Consider the following 23,277-nt stretch of genomic DNA (forward strand, 5'->3'; position numbering starts at 1 on the left):
TCCCCCATCCACTTGCTTAGTTTCCCAACTTAGCTTCAACATTAATCTTATGTTTGTACTTTTTTCCAATAGGCCTACTAAAACTTGGTGGCCTGAGATCAATCCAAAACTCGGACAACTGCTCTACATCCTGTATATCCTGAAATCTTGCTAAAAGATCATCTTGTCTTGGCTGACCAAATGCCATTCTATAAAGGCTTAAATCTGATTTTAATCGGGTCAGCTTTTTCTCTTCTTTACTATACGGCAGCCATGGAACATAGCGTTGAATCGTGGTTGTTCCTTTCTCTGAAATCCAAAACGGAATCATGTCATTTTTAGATGTACATTTTTCTAAATAAGCTTTGTCAAAAAGCATTTTCCATGGATCTTGACCTGCATGGTATACAGGCTTCAAAGTATGAAAGTTATGAAATTCTGCAATATTCTTCCGAACTGCATAGCCTTTATAACGATGTACACGACCTTCTCTCTGCTCCAAATCAATCGGATTTGAGGGCAGATTCCAATGCATCACTGCATGACACCATAAATGAAAATCCAAACCTTCCTGACCAATAGATGTTGATGCTAGTACAAATGGTCTAAAAGGTGAATTAAAAGCATCTCTTACTTTCTCAATTCGAATTTCTTGTCCTGCTTCATTTTTCCCACTACCGAATCTTAAAGCGAATTTACAACGTACATCAAAAGCATCATCAACCACTTGATTATTTCTTACTTTGAATTGATGTACCCGTACATGGCTTGTACGTAACGTTAATACTGAGTAAAGAGACTCTGAAATTTCGTATATACGTTCACACGCAGATCGATGAGTTAAACCTAAAGACTCTATCAGTACATGGATATGTTCATCCAATAATGCTTGTAGATTACCTTGCAAACTATATTGGAGTACCTTTCGCCAATAGGATTTACCACTAACAGATTTAATCAATCCAACATTTTCAGGAACATTGAACAAACTTTGGAAACCTGCTGTAATGCGTAATGCGCCTAAAAATAATCCATGTGCATCATTCTTAACCTCCTTCTCAGTTAGGACACGTTGTAGTGCCCGATATGCACATAATGCAGGTGATGCTAGAACAATATCAGCTAAGACCTCAAAAAAATCTTCTGGCAATACGCCCAACCCCCTCCCATCTAAACGTTCCTTGACTATTGATTTAATTGCATCCACAAAACGTAAAATGGTCTTATTTTCTAATGTCTCAGTGTCATCATCTAGTTTTTGGGAGAAATGACTTGCCCATGTATCAAACCTCAATTCCCAATCCAAATCATCCTCAAGCACAATATCTAATAAAATAGGTGCTAACCAATACCAATTAGTATCAATATCAGATATATCGGGATCTTTAAAACTATCTAGAACAACACATTGTTTTTTTAGTTGATCAATTACTAGAGATTTAACTGAAGTAATATTGACTTCAATTAAATCCATTTCACTCAAAATCAAATCCAAAGGATCTAGCTTAGCTAAGGTGATGGAAGGATATAAGAGGCTGAGGAAATGAAAAGATTTTGTCTTGATATCTAGAGGTCTCGAAGGTGTATTTTTTTTAAAATAAGTCAAATCTTGTGTTTTACCATACATTAACCTTTCAGCCTCGTAGGAGGTAAATGCTGCAATCGCATTTGGAACAGCATTCCATGCAGAGAAGATCAGTTGTTTCGTCAAATTATTTTTCCCCTTATAAACGCCATAAGGTTCCCAATAAGCTAAAGATGGTGGCATCCACAATAATTTTGCCATCCCTTGACCAAGGGTCTCTCTAATCAATAAACGAAGTTTAGAATTATTCAATGGGATAGGCTTATATTTTTGAATATGCTCTTTTTTTAAGCTATATTTATTAGCTTCTCTCAATCCATTTTTAAATTTTTCTGAAAATTCAGATTCATGAGATAGTTTAGTATTTTCGATTTTCCGACCCAAATCATAATCTTTAATAAAATTAAGCGTATAAGGTATCGACTTCCAATATTCAGTCACATTGCTCACATTGAGTGAACCTAACAAATTTCTCATTGAGGCAGCGTACTTCAAATCTTCCACATCGAGTACCGAACTTTCATTATGTTCAGAAAGCATGGAATTATTATCATGACTCAAAGATACTCTTTCTGTTCGGCACATCACCTCAAGTAAGTTATCCTCTACTTTACGCTTCAAATCATAAATTTTTTCACTATTTGTAAAACCTAAAGCCAGTTCTCTCCTGTACTCTAATATTAGTTTTTTTAGCCTTTCTAACTTCGATTCATCATTAAAAAGAAAACCAAGAATTTGCATCAATTCGGCATAATGATCTGTTTCATCTTCCCCTTGCACGCTATACATTTTATAAGGCGTCGCTGAAAGCATAAGAATTTTACTTTGATCATCGGAGAAAATCTTTTCGGCAATCATCTGTACTTCATTATCAATACTTTGACCATCCGTTGCTTGTTGAATTAACAAGTTTTTAAAACGTTGAAACTCATCTAAAATAATTAAACTAGGTTTCAATGCTGACAAACTAACAGAGGCTAAAATTGATCTAAGCTTTGCGATTAACCGATCTCTCATCTGTATGACACAGGTATCAGATTCAGCCGAATCACTATAATGAATACTTGTTTCTTCAATTTGCTTCATTAGCTTTAGATCTTTTTGAAGCTCTTGTCTAAATGAATTCACAATAGTTTGATCATAAACTCCCTTGCCTTGATTTAAACATTCATCTATTCGTTCATCCCAACGATTAAGCCCGACCTTACATCTGAGCAATTCTTTTAGCCCTGTTTTGACTTGGATTGATGCAAATAATGGTTCTAGAAGATAGTAAAGTATTGCTCTTTCATCGGCCTGCCCGCCTTTACTTCGGGTATGATCCAATGCAGTACTCGGTGTCAGACTGATAAAATTAACCTGACTTTGCTTCAATAAAGAAGTTTCTCTTACCAGATAGGTTAAACGTGTCGCTCTAACCACTTCATCTTTATTGGTCACATTCAATCTACGGATGTTCTGAGTAGCAATGCTAGCATTTGAACAAATATAAAGAATGTCAATTCGCTCTTGATGGGTACTTAAATGTTCGATCGTTTTAGCAATTACACCTCTAGCAACCAAGGTTTTACCTAAGCCAACCTCATCAGCTACTAAAAATCTCGCATTATGTTCACACTCAAAAAGTTTAGAAAACACCCAATGGACTGTATTACGTTGAAAATCTTTTAAATTATGTAGAACTGAGTCTGATGAAAATGCTGCTTTATTCAATTTATTTTTTCCCTTTTATTGCTTGCTCAAATACATTCCACAATTGAATAAACTCTTTCGGAATATGAGCACTATCTTCCCCCCCCAGATCCTGAACTAATTTTTGAATATCTTGTAATCTTTCAGGTTCTTTCATGTAGATAACAAACAAATCTTCAAACAAGGTCGTTTCATCATCAAGTAACCTATTTAACCAATTGAAGTCAGCTTCAGTATTTTTCGTACCTATTTTGTCGGTAGCGTAAACGTACCCGAGCAATATTCTTAAGTACTGAAGAAATCCTTCTTTATTATTTATTAATGTTCTGAGTATCTCAGCATCACGGTCAGAAGGTAAGTCTGATACTGTTATTTTCAATACAAACCTTACTTTTTCTTGTCGAGGTTTATGTCTGATTTCAAATGCAATTAAGCTTGAAATCGCAGTACTAATTAAGTTGGAGAAAACAATATTTTCATTTGTCTTGCTGATATTCCAAGACTGAGCACGTTTTTCATCTAAAGTAATAGGCCAAACCTTGATCTCATAATCTTGATAATTATTCTGAGTATTCATTCCCTCTGCATTTAGCACATAATTCCAATAATTCGAAGTTTCGTCGAATGTGCAATAACCCCTAATTGTGGTACTACATATCCATTTTCGAATTTCCTCTAGAAGTTGATCATCTTCACTCAGACTTGAATCACCAATTGCGGAGAGATCATCATATTGAGTCAAGTAACCATTAGCTTTCATGCTTGAAAGAAAGTGATCAACATTAATCAATTCACTATCCTCACTCACCAGTTCAACCAATATTTCATCATTTTTTTGACACCTCAAAGCTGCATCAGTCGCATTCGCAGAACCTACTACCACATGTGTCCTAGATTCACCATCTTCCAAGACCTCATAGATATATGCTTTTGCATGTAATCCCTTAGTTAAAATCTGATCTGTCTTAACTTGGAAATTATTGCTTTGATCGTCATTTGTATAATCATCATCAACCAAACCATCAGCTAAGGTATAAATTTCTTGGTCAAAAGCTTTAAGTGTTGCAGGTTTTAAAGCTAAGAGTTCCTCTTCTCTTGTCAGAAGAAAACAGGTTTTACTCGAACTAGCCAATTTTTTTAATACAGCATCGGAACAAAAAGGCGAAATAATTAGTAATTTCTCATTCTTTTTAATGTTCCATGGATAGGAACCCTGATCTAAAATGTAGAAAGAAATATCATTAAAACCTTCAGGCAAACACCATTGAACTTTAATTAAATCTTGTGTCATCTTATTCATTTGTTGAGCCTTTTTATATTTTAGCTCACCATCTTGAAAACGCTCTAAAGTGTTTAAAAGGAAATAAATTATTGGATCATTCTTCGGATTTCGCTTCTTACCCACATGTCCATCTAACTGTAAAGCAATGTCCCACGAATTATCTCTAGTTAAGTTTCTAGAAAGTACAACCAGTCTGTATACAATATCTTTTCCATTGATGAAGCGTAATAACCATATCTTTGGATGAAAAACGCCTCCTCTAGGAGATTCAATTTCTATGATCATATCTTCCAAATAACTGAAAGCAGGATTTGGCTTTCTGTCTTTAGGAACCTGAATTAATCCTCTTTGTGAAAATATAGTGATTCGTTCTTTCAACTTTTTGATTGATGCCAAAATTGAATAAGGGTCGATTGGCTTACTATCAGTTGCTAACAATGAAAGATAGACTGGAATCTCTAATACAACAGACGGATCTAGGCAATAAGTTGTCAGTATTGCTTCATCAAATATCATCCCTACAGGAGGCACTAAGAAAGACGTATTTAAGCTTCTATGCGATGGGTTCAACATGACCTAAATTCCCTCAACAACAGATAAATCTTTCAAAAATTGTTTTGCGGTCGGCCAACGATATCTCAACTCATTTACACCCGCGGCTCCGCCCCACTGTTCTAACGCTTTTTTATTGGTAAACCTTGATCTAGCACCTTTTAAATACTTCTCACGCTCTATGATCAATTTTTTCACTTTATTCAACTTATAAAATTTAGGATCTTTTAACTGAAGAATACTTACCCATGATTCAATAAAGATTTTAGTCGTACGATTGATTGATATAGGCTCAGCATAAGAAATTTTTCTTTTTTCAATTGTTATCCAGAAATCGTCTATGAACCAATTATCAAGGTGAAATACCTGAGAATCCCTGCTGTATAATTTCTGATACCACTCATGTAATTTATTTTTATAATCCTGATAAACTTTTTTATTCTCGCTGAGATCAGCAAGTAATAGATTATAAAGTAAATAGGCGCCGTGAATAATGACAGAAAAGAACTCTGCATGATTAAGGAGTTTCTGAGTCTCCACATCAAAATTCTCAAATTGTGGATGCTCCCATGGTACTGTTACGTCTTGGCTATAGTGACTATTTAAAGCAAGATAAGCCAAAAGGCTCTCACCACAATGACAACGAAGCTGTTCTTTTATAAATCCAGCTTCTTCATCCGTAACTTTTAAATTCACACTGTTGGGAAAATCTTTAGGTGGCTTGGGAAGGCTGAAATGCCATATAGAAGATTTATTTTTTTCAATTTGGAGTTCTGAATAATCATCATTACGCTTTTGTAGATGTGCTATTTCTTTCTCTAATTGAGCTCTTTTGTTCTCTAATTTCTTAGCATAAAAGAAATATTCAGTTTGCAAACAATTTTTACTCTTAATTCCCCATTTTTCTAAGCCTGACCAATATACTGAACTTGGTAATCGTTTCAAAGTGATGCCAGAAGTCTTACCAAACACGCCATCTAAATCATCAGACTGCATCAAGCTAGTAATCAAATTGCGCTCAAGCTGATCAATAATTTTGAGTGATTCAGTATCATTCAAATGTTTTTTTTCAGCTTCCTGATATAGCCAAGGTATAAAGAAAAAATAACGAAGCCTCGTTTGAATGGTACTCGTACCTGGAAATAAGAGATCTGATATACGATCCCTAATGCTACCAATCCCTAGCTCATCCCTGCTGTCCTTTTCATTGAAATGAGATAAAAGCTCTAATACTTTTCCTCTCGCCTCTTTATCATTATCTATCCATGAAAGTGATGATTTAAGTGTAATGGTCATATAACTTTTCTATTTAGGTAATGAATTCAATTTATCAATTTTCCAATATTAGAATACAATAATTCTGCTTTTAATTGACTCCCATTTATTTCCACTACCGATAGTTAATGATGGTTCAGTTATGAGTATCGTACAGAAAGCCTGTCTATACTCAGTAAAACAAGTTAAGCCTTACTAAGTGAGTGAGAAGTGGTAATCAAGATTATGTCTTGCTAATAATAATGCTCAAAACATACAAAAAAAAGGGAGCAAAAGCTCCCATTACTCTCGTTCTTCCATCTTAGACTCAATCCACTGATGGATTTCCCAAGCAGACCAACCAATACGCATTTTAGTTAATCGTATAGGCTGAGGAAAGGTAGGATCATAATACTTTGATTTCTTATTGATCATCTCATAGGTTTTTGATTTGCTCAGAGCAGTAAATTCAACAACATGCTTGATATTAATTATTTGATTCATCTGAAAAGTTTGACCTATGAACGCATTCATGATGTTTTTCTCCCAATCAATGATGCGAGCGCAATTTCGCTCAAATAATAGAGCTCGCTGTAAGAAAAAACGTCCTGCTTCCACCTATTCAATTCAAAGCCTGAACCGATTGCTGCAACCCTTTCTGAATATCTTGCACATGGCTTGGTAATACCCCCATTTTTAATTGATTTAATGAGTAGAAAACCAAAGTCCTTATAGTTGTTTAAATTTAGGTGGTTTACCATCAACTGACATATGTGGTCGTTCATGATTATAAAAGTGTTGCCATGCAGTTGTATAGTCTTGGACATCTTCAAGTTCTCGAAATAAATATTGATTCAAACATTCATATCGAACTGTCCGATTGAAGCGTTCTACATAAGCATTCTGCTGTGGATTACCAGGTTGGGTAAATACATGTTCAATTTCATGTTGAGTACACCAGGCCTGCATTAAATCACTAATGTACTCTGGCCCATTATCACTACGTATACGCTTTGGCTTACCTCGCCATGCGATTAATTGATCTAGTCCCCTGAGTACTCGTTGAGCTGGCAAAGAAAAATCAACCAATATATCTAGTGACTCACGGTTATAGTCATCAATAACATTGTGAATTCGGTAACTGCGACCATCACTGAGTTGGTCATGCATAAAGTCCATTGACCACGATTCATTCGGTATTGAAGGCACTGCGAGTGATTCAGGCTTAATGCGTTTGTTTGGTTTAATTCGTAGGTTAAGCTCAAGCTCCTTATAAATTCAATAAACACGTTTGTGGTTCCATAGATAGCCTTTGACATTACGTAGGTACAAAAAGCAAAGCTGGAAGCCCCAAGTCTTATTCTCATTGGTGAGCTTAAGCAGCCATTCTGCGATGATCTTATTTTGCTCGTCTAATTGAGCTGTATATCGATAGCAGGTTTGACTGACTTGGAATATGAGACAGGCCTTACTTACTGAGATCTTAAATTGCTCAACGGCTCGCTGAGCAAGAGCTTTACGTTGTGTTGACCTTATAACTTTTTTGACAGTGCATCCTGAAGAATATCTGCTTTAAGGCGTTCGTCAGCATACATACGCTTCAGACGAGCATTTTCAGCTTCTAATTCTTTAAGTCGCGTCATTATGGAAATATCCATACCGCCATATTTCGCTTTCCATTTATAAAATGTAGCGGAACTCATGCCATGTTCACGACACAGATTAGGAACAGGGGTTCCTGATTCGGCTTGCTTCAAAATACTCATGATTAGGCTGTCTGAATATTTAGATGTTTTCATAGAAAATCTCCTTCAACAAGATTATTCGATTTTCTACTTTTAACTTCAATTATTTTTAGGGGGGATTACCCTTTCACCGCCATATTTATTCCAACCTCATCCATTGGAAGCTGAAAAGCCTAAACTGTAATGGTTTAGGCTTTTTTGTGTTTAAAAATTATTAAAATCATTTATCCTCTTTCAGAATCCTTTCTACAGTAATATATTCATTCGGAATTACGATCTGTTTCTCAATATTTTTAACTTTATATGAGATTAGGGTATTTTTACCAATACCTTGAAATAGCACTTTTACATCTTTAAAAATAAATATTTGATTTTGACTAAGCTCTTTAGTTGTCGTTTTAGGTAAATCAATCAAATTGGCATAAGGCGCTTTAATATATAGGGTCGCTTTCTCTATACTTACACCAGTTTTTTGCATCGTGTACTCTAAGAACACTTTACCAATATCTCCGATAAAAAACATAGGTACAAGTGGGGTCATAATAAGAAAAAGCGCTATTTGTATACTGTCCTTAATATGTGTTTCTAATCTCTTTAATTTGGTTTTTGCAAATTTTTTAAGATTATCACTAGCATCAGGATCGTCAATTATATCTTTTAGGTTTTCAAATTTATTGCCGAATTCTTTGATCTTCTGTCGATTAATGTAAAAAGCATAATAAAACAATGCAATAAAAGCAGATGTAACAGCTACATAAAGACTAATTTTCCAATGCAATAACAATAAACTTCGAAGGCTATATAGAAGGTATATAGATGCTCCTAATGTTAAAATGCTGATCTTTGGAAAGGGAAGTTTCTTTCCAATTCTTATATGAGGTGGTAAATATTTATCAACTGTAGTGAAAATTAGATATACCAGTGGTGTTAAAGATATACCAAAGAAAAATAACACCATGCTTAATCCAGTATAGACAATAGAACATGCTACAAAGATCAGTAAAAAAACAAGTGTATCACCAAAGCTAATCTCCGATGGGATATAACCAATGCTTAGAAGATACGCGACTAAGCACATTATACCTATCGCAATAATAGCTTTAATGGTTGTCAGAGTCACTTCATGCCACTGACTAAAATTATTTAAAAATCTTGTTGCTAATTCATACATAAATTATTGAACCATTTCTGATAATGATATTTTTAATTTCTATAATTTAAATATCCTTAGCTTTAATTATATATTTATTGCTTAACATTTATAAATCAATATTATTATCAATTATATGGAACCTCTATCCTAAACGCCATAACAAATACCCATTCTCCTTTGCCTGTCTGTATGCCCAACTTGCAACACTATGTGACCGTTCAATATTAGTTAGAAAACCAAGCTTTGATAACTCATCAGTAATGAGACTATCAAAGTTTTGGTTTCTCTCTTGCCATTGCAATAAAAATTCTTCTGATGCTAAGAAATCACTTTTAGTTAAATTGCATTTTTCATCTGCAAGTACAAAATTATGACCTGTATCTGCTGGGTACATTGCCCAAGGTATAAAATGATCTACAGCCCACTTATTTTGTTTAATTGGCTTTTGGCAGTAGAAACACTTACACATTTGTAGGTCAACTAAAAATTCTCCTACTTGGCGGAGTTGATTTCGACTTGGTTCAAACATGAATGTTGCTAGATCAGGCAAACCATCTAAAACCAATAAATTCCCTTTATTTAACCTTACAAAATCAACCCATTTCTTTTGACATAACTCTTCAATAATTTCACTAAATTGACGCAAGCAATACATGACGTTTGGTAAAAGTATGAGCTGTTTTCGAGAATCTTCTAAACGATATAAAAACTCAACATTTTGGCCTTTAAAATTTTGCAAATAAGTTACAGGCATCCTCTTTACGGTATCAGCCACTTTCTTTTTCAATTGCAGCCAGTACAAATGATCTCGTCTAGCTAAGGCTAGAGATTTATAACTTTGCTGGGCAGTGTGAATTAAGCTAATAATTCCTGCTTGCTTGCCATTATTCTGTTGTAATAGGAACGGTTCATTTTCATTAAAATGGAATGGAAGCGTTTGTTTCCAATATAAATCTATAAATTTCTCAGAAATATCTAAATAATCTAAAGTTAAACTTTCTGCCGTGTCTTTTCCTTGTTCAATTGCCAAACGACAAAGACTCATCAATAAGGCGAGTTTATATGTTGAAGAAAAACTTCCTGAATGTAGTATTTGTTGAATCTGTTTCAAAAACTTGAGCTGTTGCTGTGGTGTAGGTATAAATATTGACATTATTTATTCATTTTTTGAAATACGATATTAAGCCAATCTTCATTATGATCAGGACGTTTATCAATGGTAATCCATTGTTGTAACAGTAAAATATTATCAAACTCTCTTAATAAGTTTCGTATTTGTAATTCATTTAAATCTGTAAAATCCCTGCCATCTTTATGGCGATCTTTTTCACCATATTTAAATGACATATAGCAAATACCATTCATCTTTAACGCTGCCAAAATTTTACCTATTACTTCAGGTAATCGTTTTCTTTCGCAATGCAGTAATGAAGCACATGCCCAAATGCCATCATACAGATTCAATTCAGACAACTCATAGAAACTTTCAAATCGTACATCTATTCCAACTAATTTGCTGGCTTTATCCACTAACTTCTTTGAATAATCTGTTGCTACAACTTGATAGCCTTTATTCTTAAAAGCCAAAGTATCTCTACCTGAACCACAGCCCAAATCAAGTATCAATGCATTGTCTGGTAAATATCTTAAAAAGGATTGATATAAACTCTCCATATCTATTTGAAAAGTAGATTCAAAAAATTCTACTGCATTGATATCGTAATAATTCAAGTTTAGTTTCATCATTATATTTGGTAATTTTCCAATTCTACCAAATATAACAGTGCTATTTCTCCCTCTATTCGCGACTGTTCAACTGACGGCCCTCACTCCATTGATGTACCTTCACCCTACTAAGACCAAAATGAAGTGATTACCCTTAAGACTTCAACCTTTTTATTTTAAACCTACCCAAACAAAAACCCTTTCAACCCACACATTTGACTAAAAGTGCCTGCACTATTATCCTTTCCTTGCTGGCCTACATTGCCAGTCGGTTTTGACAGACCGCTGATCCAGCACGATATATAAAGTGATTCTTTTATGTCGTGGAACCCTCGTGTCCCCCTTTGTTTCTATGGTAGGGCGGGAGGGGGACGCTCTACGCGTGCTGGTTCCTTGGATCCCAGTCTGTCAACCCCCTTTCGTTCTGCCTCCATAATCAATTGACAGTGATTCGGTAGAACTTCTTATAATTCCAAGGAGTCAACCATGACTATTTCTTTATTTTCAAAATTTCACTTTATTCCTATTTTATCTTATCAATCTAAGCTGAATCGTATCTCTACATTGCTTCGGCAAAGAGGACTTTTGCACGTCTGTTTTTAATCATTGGTGTATAGGTCTCGCTGGAACTTACAGTCATTGGCTTTTTGCTGATGCTATTGCTGTTTTAGTTATTGGTTAACTGTCTGGATGGAATAAACCAACACCGCAGTAAATCATTTCTACGCCCTTTGAAATCAAACATCGATGTTTAATTCATCCAATTAAAAATATATCTAACAACAAGAATCAGGATTCTATTTTTATGAATAGCCAAATCAAAATATTCTTACAATACAGTGCCGTTGTTGCCTATTTTTCAATAACCTCACTTTGTCATGCGGATATGAATCAAGTGATAGCACTGATCAATAACCCATCCTCTGCTCCCGTGATTAGACGTTGTGAAAGCAATATCAATTGCAATGCGTTTGTTGCGATAAGCAAGCAATGGCAACTCATCCCTAAAAATGATCGATTACGTTATTTTATTTATAGCGGTGATCTAAACGCCCTTATTCGAGAAGGTAAAGAATTAAAGGAACAGAAGTTAATTGACATTGATAACTTCGCTTATCAGATCTTTGATTATCGTGCGGAGAATTTTAATGATCGATGGTTGTATATCAAAGGTTTAGCTGTCCTTAAGTATGTGCAAAGTACTCAGTTTAACCAGCTGTGATTGATAAATCTGTCTATGTTCCATGCTCAAATTACAAGGAAATCTAGTCATGAAAAAATTAATCATCACGCTCACGGTTGTATCAACTTTAACAGCATGTTTTCAGATATCTGAGTCGTCTTCGCCTGATCTTACAAACGAAGCAGCTCACGCTCAATCTCAAGTTGGCTCTTATCAAGAAATGCAAGAGAAAGAAACTGAGGCTGCTGCCATTGCTCATGATCGCTATGATCCTGACAGTATTTATAAGGGAGCTGAGAATGTTGTTATTCCACCACCTCAGCTCAAGCGTAAATTGTTAACAAGTGAAGCACTAGAGGTTCAGTTTCGCCCTATCGACACTTCTCCAAACTTTAACGTCATCAGACAAACTGTTTATGATGTTACGCGTTTAAAAGTCATCTCTGAAATTGAAGATGTACTTGATAAAGTCGAAGTAGATAATCCGAACTGTAAACTCATTGGTGTAGAACCGTTTACCGTCAAATTTCCTAAAGAGACCTATTATGGAGATGTGTTTAATCTTGTTTTAAAAGGCTGCTCTGCTCAGGAAATCAAGGAGGTTTATCTTTATACCACACATGGAAAATTAACTTACCGTGCCATTGTTGAAGAATAATTTCTTTAAAATAATGACAGGTAAATAAACCATTTTCTCTGTTTCAGCTCAATGCCTCATATTGAATCAGCGCAAATATTCATCACTAAGCTGAGTTGGAACAGAGCTTTATAAGAAATCAAAAAAGTCCATATCTGAAAAGCTAGAAATGGAATAGGCCCTCAAATCATTACATCGATTGTCTTTGAAGAAAAACTTTTCATTTCACTTCAATCTATATCGTTGTTTAGGGCTTTTCGGCTTATCTGGAATGGTACGTTCAATAAGATTTGCGTCTAACGCAGGATTGAGATAATTCTTTTGGAATGTTGCACGATGAGATAAATCTAATAACTGCATCAACTCAGCCAAGCTATATTCTTTTTCCTGCATAACTGAAATTAAACGCTGAACTTGGTCGCTTACTTGTACGTCAACTTGAGCGCTAACATGATCGCTATCTTGAGCGGTGTTATTTGAGTCCAATATCGCATCCAAAATCATCTGCAAAATAAACTCTATAAATGCTGCAGAATCAGTACGGTCTGTGCTTGCTTGTAAAGCCTCATAGTAGGCCTTTTGATTTTGATAAATCAGACTCTCAACAGGAATATTTGCAAAAATAGTATTCCATCGGCTAAGTATCAATGTTTGCCAAAGTCTCCCCATACGTCCATTCCCATCAGCAAATGGATGTATAAACTCAAACTCATAATGAAATACCGAACTCTGAATGAGTGGGTGTTCTTGGCTATCTTTAAGCCATTCCAGTAAATCAGCCATTAAACGAGGAACCTGATTCGCTGGCGGAGCCATATGCACCACTTGATCACCAGACATGACACCTACATTGGCATGACGGTATTGTCCAACGTCATCAATCAAGCCTGCCATTAAAATTTGATGTGCTTGTAATAAATCTACTTCTTGGCTGGGTTGCCATTTTTGAAATGCTTCATAAGCTTTTATGGCATTACGTACTTCTTGAACTTCTTTAGGTGGTGCAATTACAGCTTTACCATTCAGAATCGCGGTAATTTGTTCTGTGCTGAGGGTATTTCCTTCAATTGCAAGCGAACCTTGAATTGTTCGGATACGATTGACTTTTCTCAGTTTTATGTTGTGTTGGACTTCCTCTAAAGCACTCAAACGCCCTATATTCTCACTGATCTGCGCAATCAGATGAATAATTTTTGATGTGATGGTATAAGGCGGTTGATATTTCATGCCATTCCTAAACAGAAGTAAATACAAAGCACTGTTGATTAAACGCTAAAAGTTTTGTCTTTTATAGGCTATTGAATGCTTTCAGAAATGGCACCCTCTATTTAACCATGACACTATAGGCGAAATAAAACAATCCTTTATCTCGACTCAGTTGGCATCACAACATCCGCAGACTGACACACCTCTTGCCATTTTAGCTTAAAATCATTAATCGCTTTTTGTCGGGTTAAAGGTATCTGATAAATCGGTACACCCTTTGCATCGTCAATCATACCTTTTAACAATACCTGTTCTTTTGCAGACAATGCTTCAGGATTAAAATCAACATCATCTAACGACAAACCGTTTTGACGTAACTGCATTAACATTTCGGAGGTCTGTTCAAGTAACTGACATTCTTTAGGAGCTTCAGCATGTGCGACAGAAACCAATAATAATAAAATACTGAATCGTTTCATTCTCAATTGTTCTAGTTTTTACTTAACTTAGTTATACGATATTTGAGCTATTTTTTGAAGCAAATAGATACATATCCACTCAACTAAAAAGACAATTGACTATTTCAATTCCAACTTTCTTGAATTAGTATCAAGTGAAAAGAACTTCTAGCACGATTCAAAGGAGGTGAAATACAAAATAAAAATCATATAGATGTAACGTTCTCTTAAGATAATCATGATGCGGTACTTATTAGCGATTCAAACAAGTTAAAAGCATAAAACTGCTATTCGGGAGTGACAATGAATAACAGCGCCAATTATGTAAGACAAGTCAAAAATGCTAAACGTGGTGGATACACCCCAACTATTGCCAAAGATGTAAATAAGCATAAAATTCAGAAAGCTATCCAATTGATTGAGCAATGGAGAAAACTCGCAAACGAATTGAAACCCCAAATGCAAATAGATATGGCAATCACCCTAGAAGAATGCGCACAAGATCTGGATCATATTTTAAGGAGAAAATAAGTCTATATTTCAAAACTGATAAAGATTTATTGATTTAACCCCAAATACTCAAGGCTTACCCCTCCGTAAGCCTTTTTAGTCGGAAGATTAAAGCAACTACTGAGCGTTGCTCTAGTTGTCCTTACTCTAATTGCTGCTACTCTAGCTATCTTTCTTTGCTATTTGATTTACCTGCAAATGAAAAGCGATAAAATCCTTTGCTCTCTAAAAATCTAAGCATTCATAGCACACAGCATTATCAGCTTCAGACCAAGACCCCATCGCTAAGACTATAAATATTAAAGATTATTCAATTGTTTATTTTTTGGCTTGCAATCTTATAAATATTCTGTAAAATTCTCGCCACGTTGCCGGCATAGCTCAGTTGGTAGAGCAACTGACTTGTAATCAGTAGGTCCACAGTTCGAATCCGTGTGCCGGCACCATTTTTACTTAGCCTCGCTTTTTTAGTGAGGCTTTGTTGTTTTTGGCTGAGGCATTTTCTTATAATTTTTTGATCTGTTTGATCTCATCGTAAATAATAAAAATTATGTTTTGACTGCACTGAGCTGTATATATCGAACGATCCCCTCTTCAAATAACCTTTGACAAAGTTTTGCGGTCATTTGTATTTTGATTTGATCTAGCCCTCCACGCTCTGTTTTCGTTCTTGTCACAATATATTGACTAAAACCAGCCAATACTGATGTGGATAGATCTTCAATCACGATTTGCTCAAGACCATGCTGTTGCAGTGCATGATTGATTTGGGTCGTGGTCATCAGTGATTTTAAATCGACATCAGCGGCTTTAAGTAGCCATTTGTATTTCATTTTTTGTTTTGAATTTAAAACTGTGTCTGAAAGCATCAACGTATGAAAACCCAAACGACCTTTTGAATTTAAAATTGGAACGACTGAATTTAAGAATAAATTTAAATCACTGTGATAAGCCGCATCAATACACAACACCACATCAAAAGGTTGCGTAAATAAAAGCGCATTTAAATTTAAAAAAGATTGGCAGTGAATCGCCTTAATTTGCGGGAGTTGTTTGTGAATTTTATAAACACACTGTTGTTGTAACTCAACCGCTTCTAAATCTTGAATTTGATAGTGTTCTAACCAGTATTTTAAACTGGCACCTTGACCACAGCCTAAGTCCAGTACCCGATCATGTGGTGTAAGCTGTACCGCTTGTGCAAGTCGTTTAGCAAGTTGCTGACAGGCTTGAGGATAAGAGGATGTAGCTTCATCCCAATACCCTAGATTGGTCCAAGCACACTCAGCATTATCTCCTAACATTTTTGCATCGATTGCATATTTATGTTTTGGAAGTTTTTGCTGAATCGCTTGAAGCCATTTCATTTTAAATCATTCACTTATTCAGTTATGAATTCATTAAACTTTATATGAATTCACTGGGCTTTAATAGCCAAGTTGCGGAGCCACCTCAACTTTAGGTTTTAATCCTACAAATGGCAATGGTGCACCAAAAATTTCTGCGATATGCATTGCAGAAGTTACCGCAGATTCAAGAATTGGCAGACCGTCACATGACCATGAACCGCAATAGAATACTTTGCGGTTGGCGACTTTATGACGCGCTTGTAACTCGATGTTTAAAGCCACTGTTTCAGAATCCACCACAGCACGGGTTAAGGTCACAGTAGAAATGACTTTCTTCGGATCGATGCTGGTCACAGGACGCCATGTTTGGAACACTGGAGATTTACCCACCAAACTTGGTTCAATCGAGTTCAGCCAAACTGTGAATTGTTGTTTGGTAAATTTACGATCCATCATATAGCTCAACACAGCCCAATCTTTACGATTTGGCGGCATCACAGATGCATCGGTATGCATAACCAATTCGCCTTGCTCAAACTTAAATTTTTGCAATAAAGCGATATCATCAGCAAATTGTTGTTTATTTAAAAAGTTTTCTAATTTATTGGTCGGTGTTGCAACCACCACACGGTCAAATTGAAATTGCTCACCTTGTGCATTTTCAACCAGAACAGCATTACCCTGTTCCTCAACTTTGGTGATTTCAGAACCGCTATGAATATCAATACCTTCAATCAATTTATCGACAAAAGCAGGTGTTCCACCATGTAAACGCAATAAAGCATCACCATCGGTTAATTGCTTTAAAAAGATTAAGAGCGGTTTTGCAGGCCATTCACCAATAGTTTTAGGGTCACAGGTGCAAATGGTATAAAGCACAGGCATTACTGCACCATGCCAAAATACTTCTTCAATGTCATTGTGATTGATAAAATCAGCAAGGGTAATGTCTTGATTTTTAGATTTAAAAAATTGAGAAATGGCGGTTTTAAGCTGCAACATCCCTTTGACTAAACGCCAACCATACTGCTTAATCCCTTTACGGTTATTGATAATAGGGAAATTACCAATACGGGTACGTGATGTGGTCAACCAAGTTTCTGTTTTGTCTTCAAATAACCAACTGCATGCCATAAAGGTACGCACTGGAAAGGTTTTTATGCCAAGGTGTGTTGCAAGGCTCAGTGTATTTTTCCATAAATGCTGATTCATCACGCGCAAAGGTGCATCAATTAGACCACCTTCAAACTCAATGCTGTGACTATCCATACCGCGACCAGGTAATGCTTCGAAGATGGTAATGTTATGACCTGCATCTTTAAGAATTCTTGCGGTGGCCAGGCCAGCCATACCACTACCAATCACTGCAATATCCAAAGTTATTATCCGTGCGTAACCATTTTTTTTATTATGAGCTATAGTCGATTAAATCGCGGTATTAAAAAGTTCCAGTTTTAACTTTTTTTGTTGGAAATTTTTTAGGAAAAATCTCCATTCCTCGGTCTGTATTTAATTTTAGCGGTTTTAGGCCAAGCTCTTGTGCGACACCCTGCTTATACTTGATTGATATTTATATATATAAAAAAATACTGTTAAAAACATACAGATAATTTAACTATTTATTAAAAAAACATTTACAAATGCCAATTTATTAATTATTATTTACAGCATAAAAACGATAAATAATTCACATTTACAATAAAAACAAATAATTATGACAACACACACAATAAAAGAAACTACAGCATAAAAAGGATCTCTATAGTGTGGAATAGAGATCCTTTTTTTTACTTTGAATTTGCTTTTTAAGCAGATCAATTACAGCACTTGTAAAATGACGGCATACAAAAAATACTGAAACAACGGATATAAATTAACCAAATGAAATATATTGTGCTTTACTTCACATTTTTAATTAATTATGATGCGCGAATAACAAAACAACCCAATCAAAACAAGACATAATCATCTAAAGAAAAAAACTACAGCGTAAGAGAGCTTCTGTTCAATAAGAGCAAAGCTCTTTTCTTTTTTTAAATTTCTGACCTTTTGGTGCTAAAAATTTTAAATATAAAAAAAGCGGATTTTACAATCCGCTTTTTGACTTCTCGATATCTCATACATGGCTGAACTCATAGACTAAAGACATGCAAGGTATCCGTTATACACAAATACCTTTCATCAACATCAACTAAGCTTCCGCTACAATTTCACCAAATTTGCCATTATTGAAATCGTTAAACGCTTGCACGATTTCTTCTTTGCTATTCATTACAAATGGACCATAGCCTTGGATTGGCTCATTCAGTGGTTTACCTGTAAGGACCAAAAACTTAGCATCTTGCACCGCTTCAAGTTGAATTGCTGCATCGCCATCTTTTTCAAACATGACAATCGAGCTATCAAGTACCTTTTGTGTGCCATTGAGCAGCATTTCACCTTCGAGTACAACCACCAAAGTATTGTGGTCAACAGGTACATGAATAATTTGCTCATGACCCGCTTTAAGCTGACCATCCCAAACATTGACAGGGCTAAAGGTTGAAGCAGCGCCTTGTTGTTCAGCGTATTTCCCAGCAACCACACGTAAGTGGCCTGCATCGTCATCAAAATGAATCACAGGAATATCTTGCGCAGAAATTGCTTGATACTTAGGTTGAGTCATTTTATCGGCCGCAGGTAAATTCACCCATAGCTGAACCATTTCAAAGATTCCACCTTTTTCAGTGAATTCATGTGAATGGAATTCTTCATGAACCAAGCCTGCGCCCGCAGTCATCCATTGCACATCACCTGTTTTAATGGTTCCACCGCCACCATGGGAGTCTTTATGGGTAACTTCACCTTGATAGGCGAGTGTCACTGTTTCAAAACCACGATGTGGATGTGAACCTACACCGTGCTGTTCATGGCTAGGTGCAAATGTATAAGGCGCTGCATAATCCAATAATAAAAAAGGACTAATCGCTTGACCTAAACGATCATAAGAAAACAAGTTTTTTACAGGAAAGCCATCACCGACCCAATGCATATTTTGATTGCGGTATACACCAATAATTCTTTTCATCTCAATACTCCTATCGCTAGGCTTTAATATGAATCCATTTTAGGTTTTTTAAAGTGATCAATACAGCAATCTACCAATACGCTGAATCCCAAATATAGGATATTCAATAGCGACGGCACAGCGTAGTTTTTAATCAATCATCTTATTTATGAGATTATTAATCTCAGTTTATAGGCTTAATTATCATGATTAAGCCACGTAACATGAAATCCATGCAAAATAATTTGTTTTGTATTTAAGCACAATTTAAATTTTAGTGACTTCAAGGATATAAAAAATGGGAAAACCTTACGTTCGTTTAAACAAAGATGATGCTGCGGTATTGTTAGTCGATCATCAAACTGGATTACTTTCTTTAGTCCGCGACATTGACCCAGATAAGTTTAAAAACAATGTTTTGGCGCTGGCTGCGGCGGCTCAATATTTTAACCTTCCCACTATTCTGACCACCAGTTTTGAAGATGGTCCCAATGGTCCACTGGTACCTGAGTTAAAAGCACTTTTTCCAGATGCGCCGTATATCGCTCGCCCTGGTCAAATCAACGCTTGGGACAATGAAGACTTTGTCAAAGCGGTAAAAGCAACAGGTAAAAAACAACTGATTATTGCGGGTGTTGTCACCGAGGTTTGTGTTGCCTTTCCTGCACTTTCTGCCCTTGAAGAAGACTTTGAGGTCTTTGTGATCACCGATGCTTCTGGAACATTTAACCCGCTAACACGTGACTCTGCTTGGGACCGTATGAGCAATGCAGGTGCACAATTAATGACTTGGTTTGGTGCCTCTTGTGAGCTACATCGCGATTGGCGTAATGATATTGAAGGTTTAGGTACGCTATTTGGTAACCATATCCCTGACTATCGTAATCTGATCAACAGCTACACACAAAACACTTCTCAAAAATAAGATAATCGTTGTCGCGAGGAATGTAAGTCTTTGCATTCCTCGCTTTTGTTTGTGCATTTTATTTGTACAAATTTTAAAATATTTTCCTATTAATGATACTATTTTATCATCAACACACCTGAGATGAAGCTGTGCACTCTTTTGATGACTACTATTATTTCTATCTGGTGGTAAAACATGGTGGATTTAGTGCTGCGAGTGAAGCCAGTAATATCACCAAGTCTAAACTGAGCCGACGTATTCTGGATTTAGAAGCCAAATTTAATGTGACTCTGATTCAACGCTCAACACGACATTTCAAAGTCACACCTTTAGGACAAGAATTCTTTGAGGAATGTGCAAAGATTATTGAACAGGCGGATAATGCTCAGAATGTCTTATTAAAACAAGAAATTGAATTACAGGGACTAATTAAAATTAGTTGCCCACCCGTCATGATGGAACATCAAATTCGACCAATTCTAAATCAGTTTTTAAAAAAATATCCCAAAGTTCGGGTTGAATTGGCACTCACCAGTCGACGTATCGATGTGCTGCATGATGATATTGATTTGGCCATTCGTACTAACTTTTCAAGCAATGAAGACTCCAGCATTATCGTTAGAGATGTGATTAAAACCACGCACTGTTTAGTGATTAGTCCTGAACTTTTAGGCGATCGTGAAATTCAACATGTTACAGAACTGTGTGAATTTCCAACCATTGTATTAGGTACAGATAAACAGCACTATCATTGGCATTTACATCATATTCAGCAACGTGAAGAAATTGATATTCCGTTACAGCCTCGGGTCAAAAGTAATGACTTAATGGGTGCGTATTATGCGGTACTCGATGGCTTAGGTATTGCTGATCTTCCCTATTTAACGGTAGAACGAGACATTGCTTCAGGGCGTTTAATCCATCTGTTACCAGAGTGGTGTTCCAATATCGGTGTTGTACAGTTGGTTTACGCATCACGCAAAGGTCAACGCTTAGTCATGGAAAAATTAATTGAAGATTTAGTTGAAGGTATTCGTGCCTATGCACCTAAACACGATGGTTATATTTTATAAAGCCAAGCGAACAATAAAAAAACCAGAAGTTAAACTTCTGGTTTTTCAATTCTAATCCTAGGCAATGATTAGATTTTACCGATTAAATCAATTGAAGGTGCAAGTGTTGCATCGCCTTCTTTCCATTTTGCTGGACATACTTCACCTGGGTGTGCGTGCACATATTGTGCTGCTTTCACTTTACGCAGTAATTCTTGTGCATCACGTCCAATGCCACCAGCATTGATTTCAATAATTTGGATTTTACCTTCAGGATCAATCACGAAAGTGCCACGATCTGCAAGACCTTCAGCTTCAATCAACACTTCAAAGTTTTTTGCCAAAGCCCATGTTGGATCACCCACCATTGGGTATTGGATCTTTTTGATTTCATCTGAGTTGTCATGCCATGCTTTATGGGTAAAGTGTGTATCGGTAGAAACTGAATAAATTTCTACACCCATTTTTTGGAATTCAGCATAGTTGTCTGCTAGATCGCCTAACTCTGTTGGGCAGACAAAAGTAAAGTCAGCAGGATAGAAAAATACCACAGACCATTTACCCAAGAAGTCTTTTTCAGACACTTCGATAAATTCACCATTTTTATATGCAGTTGCATTAAATGCTTTAACTTCAGTATTGATCAAACTCATTTGGTCTTCCTTCAATTGGTTTCAGGGATTGCTTATCTGTGAAATCACTATACGAAAAATTATTAAATCGGTAAAACTGGAGTTTTTAATAAAAACAATCGGTTTTATAGATTTATTTTTCCAATCTGTTGGTTTGGTTTGATCGAAAATATTATTTCAAACTTTGCTTGACCTTTCGCCTTTTACTCTATAGATTTTCTTTTTGAGTGGACTTTAAAAAATGACGTTCTCAATTCTTTTGGAGCAATTCCAAAACCTTCCTTTTGGTACAGACGCTTTTAAACAACTGAAAATAAACTGTGAATCTCAAATTGCTCATTCTGAGGCTGATTTTGAGAAAACGGCGATTTTTATGATTTATGGTTTTGCCAAAAACTATGTCTTACTTTATGAAGATCAAGCCATTACTGCTGAATTTGCGGCAAAAGCAAAAAACCAATTGCTAGGCTATATGCAGCAACTGGACACAGCAATTCAGACTCAAGATCGTGCAACCATTCTTAATCACTTAGATCAAGTCACAGCGCACTATATGCAAAGCTCACGAATTTTTTAATCATAGCATCCATGATTTAACAAGCTTGGTTATTCAGCCTTGTTGTTGCTGATATACGCTTTCTAAACTGCACCAAGCCGCATGTGCCAATGCTGCTTGGTAAACTTTTGGCGTGGCTTTCACTTTACCTGACAACCATGCCCGACAATAACTTTCTGTCGATCCAACCATAAATGACAATAATAATTCATGGGGAATGTTCTTGATCACCCCATAATCTGGTTGTTGTTTCATCCAAGCCAATAAGTGCTGATTACGTAAATGATTCTGCTGTTTTAGCTGATCCCGTTGAGTACTTTTAGAAATACTAAAATTGGCAGTATATAAAAATCTGGCGAAATCAGGATAATCCATCACCCAGTCTATATAACTTGCTGTCATCACTTGGATACCCTGCTGTAGACTTTGTGCAGACAATAATGCTTGATCACGGCGTTCTGCTTGGTCTTCTATGGCTAAAATATACAGGGCTGCCACTAAACCTTCTTTATTTTTAAAATGGTGATAAATCGCTCCCACACTGGTTTGCGCACGTTCACGGATCATTTCTATTGTTGTTGTTTCAATCCCATATTCTAAAAAACAGGCTAATGCTTCCGTTAAAATCACACGTTTTAATTCTGCACGACGTCCACTATAACGACGTTCCAACAAACTTTGATTATTCATGTACAGCCTTTGATTTTATTTAAGCATTTTCTATATGACATTTTACGCGATTCAAATCGTCTGTCGAGCCAAAAACAGAATTTA

20 protein-coding genes, 1 tRNA gene and 1 pseudogene are annotated in these 23,277 nt (G+C 36.0%); 7 read left to right on the forward strand and 15 right to left on the reverse strand.

Going from position 1 to position 23,277, the window contains the following annotated elements; all coding sequences use genetic code 11:
* Positions 1–16 precede the first annotated feature (16 nt).
* The 8 genes and pseudogenes from PYV58_RS21095 to PYV58_RS21130 form a co-directional block, all read right to left on the reverse strand.
* A complete protein-coding gene (locus tag PYV58_RS21095; protein ID WP_051671014.1) occupies positions 17–3,277 on the reverse strand; it encodes a DEAD/DEAH box helicase in 3,261 nt (1,086 codons plus the stop codon).
* Position 3,278: 1 nt separating this feature from the next.
* Complete coding sequence (locus PYV58_RS21100; RefSeq protein WP_275059676.1) at positions 3,279–5,111, reverse strand: phospholipase D family protein; 1,833 nt, start codon at positions 5,109–5,111, stop codon at positions 3,279–3,281.
* 3 nt (positions 5,112–5,114) lie between these two features.
* Complete coding sequence (locus PYV58_RS21105; protein WP_034613936.1) at positions 5,115–6,386, reverse strand: DUF6361 family protein; 1,272 nt, start codon at positions 6,384–6,386, stop codon at positions 5,115–5,117.
* Between the two features lie 261 nt (positions 6,387–6,647).
* Positions 6,648–6,878, reverse strand: a complete 231-nt coding sequence (locus tag PYV58_RS21110) for an AlpA family phage regulatory protein (RefSeq protein WP_034613941.1) — start codon at positions 6,876–6,878, stop codon at positions 6,648–6,650.
* A 195-nt stretch (positions 6,879–7,073) separates the two neighbouring features.
* Positions 7,074–8,143, reverse strand: a pseudogene (locus PYV58_RS21115) (IS3 family transposase).
* Positions 8,144–8,309: 166 nt separating this feature from the next.
* Positions 8,310–9,260, reverse strand: a complete 951-nt coding sequence (locus PYV58_RS21120) for a hypothetical protein (RefSeq protein ID WP_275059677.1) — start codon at positions 9,258–9,260, stop codon at positions 8,310–8,312.
* A gap of 124 nt (positions 9,261–9,384) precedes the next feature.
* On the reverse strand, positions 9,385–10,395 hold the full coding sequence (locus PYV58_RS21125; protein ID WP_275059678.1) for an HNH endonuclease signature motif containing protein: 1,011 nt from the start codon (positions 10,393–10,395) through the stop codon (positions 9,385–9,387).
* The gene (locus PYV58_RS21130; protein WP_034618333.1) at positions 10,395–10,985 is read right to left on the reverse strand and encodes a class I SAM-dependent methyltransferase; all 591 of its coding nucleotides are present in this window, start codon (positions 10,983–10,985) and stop codon (positions 10,395–10,397) included. The genes PYV58_RS21125 and PYV58_RS21130 overlap by 1 nt, the downstream gene beginning before the upstream one ends.
* 787 nt (positions 10,986–11,772) lie before the next feature.
* Here PYV58_RS21130 and PYV58_RS21135 point away from each other — a divergent pair.
* Together PYV58_RS21135 and PYV58_RS21140 are read left to right on the forward strand one after the other, a co-directional pair.
* The gene (locus PYV58_RS21135) at positions 11,773–12,189 is read left to right on the forward strand and encodes a hypothetical protein (protein WP_034618331.1); all 417 of its coding nucleotides are present in this window, start codon (positions 11,773–11,775) and stop codon (positions 12,187–12,189) included.
* Between the two features lie 49 nt (positions 12,190–12,238).
* On the forward strand, positions 12,239–12,808 hold the full coding sequence (locus PYV58_RS21140; RefSeq protein WP_034618330.1) for a hypothetical protein: 570 nt from the start codon (positions 12,239–12,241) through the stop codon (positions 12,806–12,808).
* A 204-nt stretch (positions 12,809–13,012) separates the two neighbouring features.
* On the opposite strand, the gene PYV58_RS21145 is transcribed toward PYV58_RS21140, so the two are convergent.
* Both PYV58_RS21145 and PYV58_RS21150 read right to left on the reverse strand, forming a co-directional pair.
* The gene (locus PYV58_RS21145) at positions 13,013–14,014 is read right to left on the reverse strand and encodes a Fic family protein (RefSeq protein ID WP_034618329.1); all 1,002 of its coding nucleotides are present in this window, start codon (positions 14,012–14,014) and stop codon (positions 13,013–13,015) included.
* Between the two features lie 137 nt (positions 14,015–14,151).
* Complete coding sequence (locus PYV58_RS21150; RefSeq protein ID WP_004718545.1) at positions 14,152–14,472, reverse strand: hypothetical protein; 321 nt, start codon at positions 14,470–14,472, stop codon at positions 14,152–14,154.
* Positions 14,473–14,754: 282 nt separating this feature from the next.
* Between PYV58_RS21150 and PYV58_RS21155 the strand changes: the two genes are divergently transcribed.
* Both PYV58_RS21155 and PYV58_RS21160 read left to right on the forward strand, forming a co-directional pair.
* Positions 14,755–14,982 carry a hypothetical protein gene (locus PYV58_RS21155; RefSeq protein ID WP_004718547.1) on the forward strand — a complete coding sequence of 76 codons (228 nt, stop codon included), beginning with the start codon at positions 14,755–14,757 and terminating at the stop codon, positions 14,980–14,982.
* 349 nt (positions 14,983–15,331) lie between these two features.
* Positions 15,332–15,407, forward strand: a tRNA-Thr gene (locus PYV58_RS21160).
* Between the two features lie 102 nt (positions 15,408–15,509).
* Here the strand turns inward: PYV58_RS21160 and PYV58_RS21165 are convergent.
* From PYV58_RS21165 to PYV58_RS21175, 3 genes are all read right to left on the reverse strand, one after another.
* Positions 15,510–16,328 (reverse strand): class I SAM-dependent methyltransferase, encoded by an 819-nt coding sequence (locus tag PYV58_RS21165; RefSeq protein ID WP_034611322.1) that lies wholly within the window; start codon positions 16,326–16,328, stop codon positions 15,510–15,512.
* A gap of 60 nt (positions 16,329–16,388) precedes the next feature.
* The gene (locus PYV58_RS21170; RefSeq protein ID WP_034611315.1) at positions 16,389–17,687 is read right to left on the reverse strand and encodes an FAD-dependent oxidoreductase; all 1,299 of its coding nucleotides are present in this window, start codon (positions 17,685–17,687) and stop codon (positions 16,389–16,391) included.
* An 814-nt stretch (positions 17,688–18,501) separates the two neighbouring features.
* Positions 18,502–19,377, reverse strand: a complete 876-nt coding sequence (locus PYV58_RS21175; protein WP_004718553.1) for a pirin family protein — start codon at positions 19,375–19,377, stop codon at positions 18,502–18,504.
* A 277-nt stretch (positions 19,378–19,654) separates the two neighbouring features.
* Between PYV58_RS21175 and ycaC the strand changes: the two genes are divergently transcribed.
* Positions 19,655–20,281, forward strand: a complete 627-nt coding sequence (gene ycaC / locus PYV58_RS21180) for an isochorismate family cysteine hydrolase YcaC (protein WP_004818434.1) — start codon at positions 19,655–19,657, stop codon at positions 20,279–20,281.
* 131 nt (positions 20,282–20,412) lie between these two features.
* A complete protein-coding gene (locus tag PYV58_RS21185; RefSeq protein ID WP_034611312.1) occupies positions 20,413–21,336 on the forward strand; it encodes a LysR substrate-binding domain-containing protein in 924 nt (307 codons plus the stop codon).
* A gap of 68 nt (positions 21,337–21,404) precedes the next feature.
* Here the strand turns inward: PYV58_RS21185 and ahpC are convergent, their stop codons facing one another.
* Entirely contained in the window at positions 21,405–21,968 is a 564-nt protein-coding gene (gene ahpC / locus PYV58_RS21190) for an alkyl hydroperoxide reductase subunit C (protein WP_004718560.1), read from the reverse strand.
* 220 nt (positions 21,969–22,188) lie between these two features.
* Here ahpC and PYV58_RS21195 point away from each other — a divergent pair, with 220 nt between their 5' ends.
* Positions 22,189–22,524 (forward strand): hypothetical protein, encoded by a 336-nt coding sequence (locus PYV58_RS21195; protein ID WP_034611310.1) that lies wholly within the window; start codon positions 22,189–22,191, stop codon positions 22,522–22,524.
* A 33-nt stretch (positions 22,525–22,557) separates the two neighbouring features.
* On the opposite strand, the gene PYV58_RS21200 is transcribed toward PYV58_RS21195, so the two are convergent.
* A complete protein-coding gene (locus tag PYV58_RS21200) occupies positions 22,558–23,193 on the reverse strand; it encodes a TetR/AcrR family transcriptional regulator (protein WP_034611308.1) in 636 nt (211 codons plus the stop codon).
* Positions 23,194–23,277 lie beyond the last annotated feature (84 nt).

Origin of the sequence: Acinetobacter sp. TAC-1 (genome assembly GCF_029025845.1) — a bacterium.
GTDB lineage: Bacteria > Pseudomonadota > Gammaproteobacteria > Pseudomonadales > Moraxellaceae > Acinetobacter > Acinetobacter guillouiae.

Excerpts from the sequence above, each read along its gene's own strand:
- ahpC (WP_004718560.1), bottom strand. The coding sequence starts at position 21,968 with ATGAGTTTGATCAATACTGAAGTTAAAGCATTTAATGCAACTGCATAT.
- PYV58_RS21150 (WP_004718545.1), bottom strand. The coding sequence starts at position 14,472 with ATGAAACGATTCAGTATTTTATTATTATTGGTTTCTGTCGCACATGCT.
- PYV58_RS21140 (WP_034618330.1), top strand. The coding sequence starts at position 12,239 with ATGAAAAAATTAATCATCACGCTCACGGTTGTATCAACTTTAACAGCA.
- PYV58_RS21135 (WP_034618331.1), top strand. The coding sequence starts at position 11,773 with ATGAATAGCCAAATCAAAATATTCTTACAATACAGTGCCGTTGTTGCC.
- PYV58_RS21105 (WP_034613936.1), bottom strand. The coding sequence starts at position 6,386 with ATGACCATTACACTTAAATCATCACTTTCATGGATAGATAATGATAAA.
- PYV58_RS21165 (WP_034611322.1), bottom strand. The coding sequence starts at position 16,328 with ATGAAATGGCTTCAAGCGATTCAGCAAAAACTTCCAAAACATAAATAT.
- ycaC (WP_004818434.1), top strand. The coding sequence starts at position 19,655 with ATGGGAAAACCTTACGTTCGTTTAAACAAAGATGATGCTGCGGTATTG.
- PYV58_RS21120 (WP_275059677.1), bottom strand. The coding sequence starts at position 9,260 with ATGTATGAATTAGCAACAAGATTTTTAAATAATTTTAGTCAGTGGCAT.
- PYV58_RS21200 (WP_034611308.1), bottom strand. The coding sequence starts at position 23,193 with ATGAATAATCAAAGTTTGTTGGAACGTCGTTATAGTGGACGTCGTGCA.
- PYV58_RS21100 (WP_275059676.1), bottom strand. The coding sequence starts at position 5,111 with ATGTTGAACCCATCGCATAGAAGCTTAAATACGTCTTTCTTAGTGCCT.
- PYV58_RS21130 (WP_034618333.1), bottom strand. The coding sequence starts at position 10,985 with ATGAAACTAAACTTGAATTATTACGATATCAATGCAGTAGAATTTTTT.
- PYV58_RS21125 (WP_275059678.1), bottom strand. The coding sequence starts at position 10,395 with ATGTCAATATTTATACCTACACCACAGCAACAGCTCAAGTTTTTGAAA.
- PYV58_RS21145 (WP_034618329.1), bottom strand. The coding sequence starts at position 14,014 with ATGAAATATCAACCGCCTTATACCATCACATCAAAAATTATTCATCTG.
- PYV58_RS21195 (WP_034611310.1), top strand. The coding sequence starts at position 22,189 with ATGACGTTCTCAATTCTTTTGGAGCAATTCCAAAACCTTCCTTTTGGT.
- PYV58_RS21155 (WP_004718547.1), top strand. The coding sequence starts at position 14,755 with ATGAATAACAGCGCCAATTATGTAAGACAAGTCAAAAATGCTAAACGT.
- PYV58_RS21175 (WP_004718553.1), bottom strand. The coding sequence starts at position 19,377 with ATGAAAAGAATTATTGGTGTATACCGCAATCAAAATATGCATTGGGTC.
- PYV58_RS21110 (WP_034613941.1), bottom strand. The coding sequence starts at position 6,878 with ATGAATGCGTTCATAGGTCAAACTTTTCAGATGAATCAAATAATTAAT.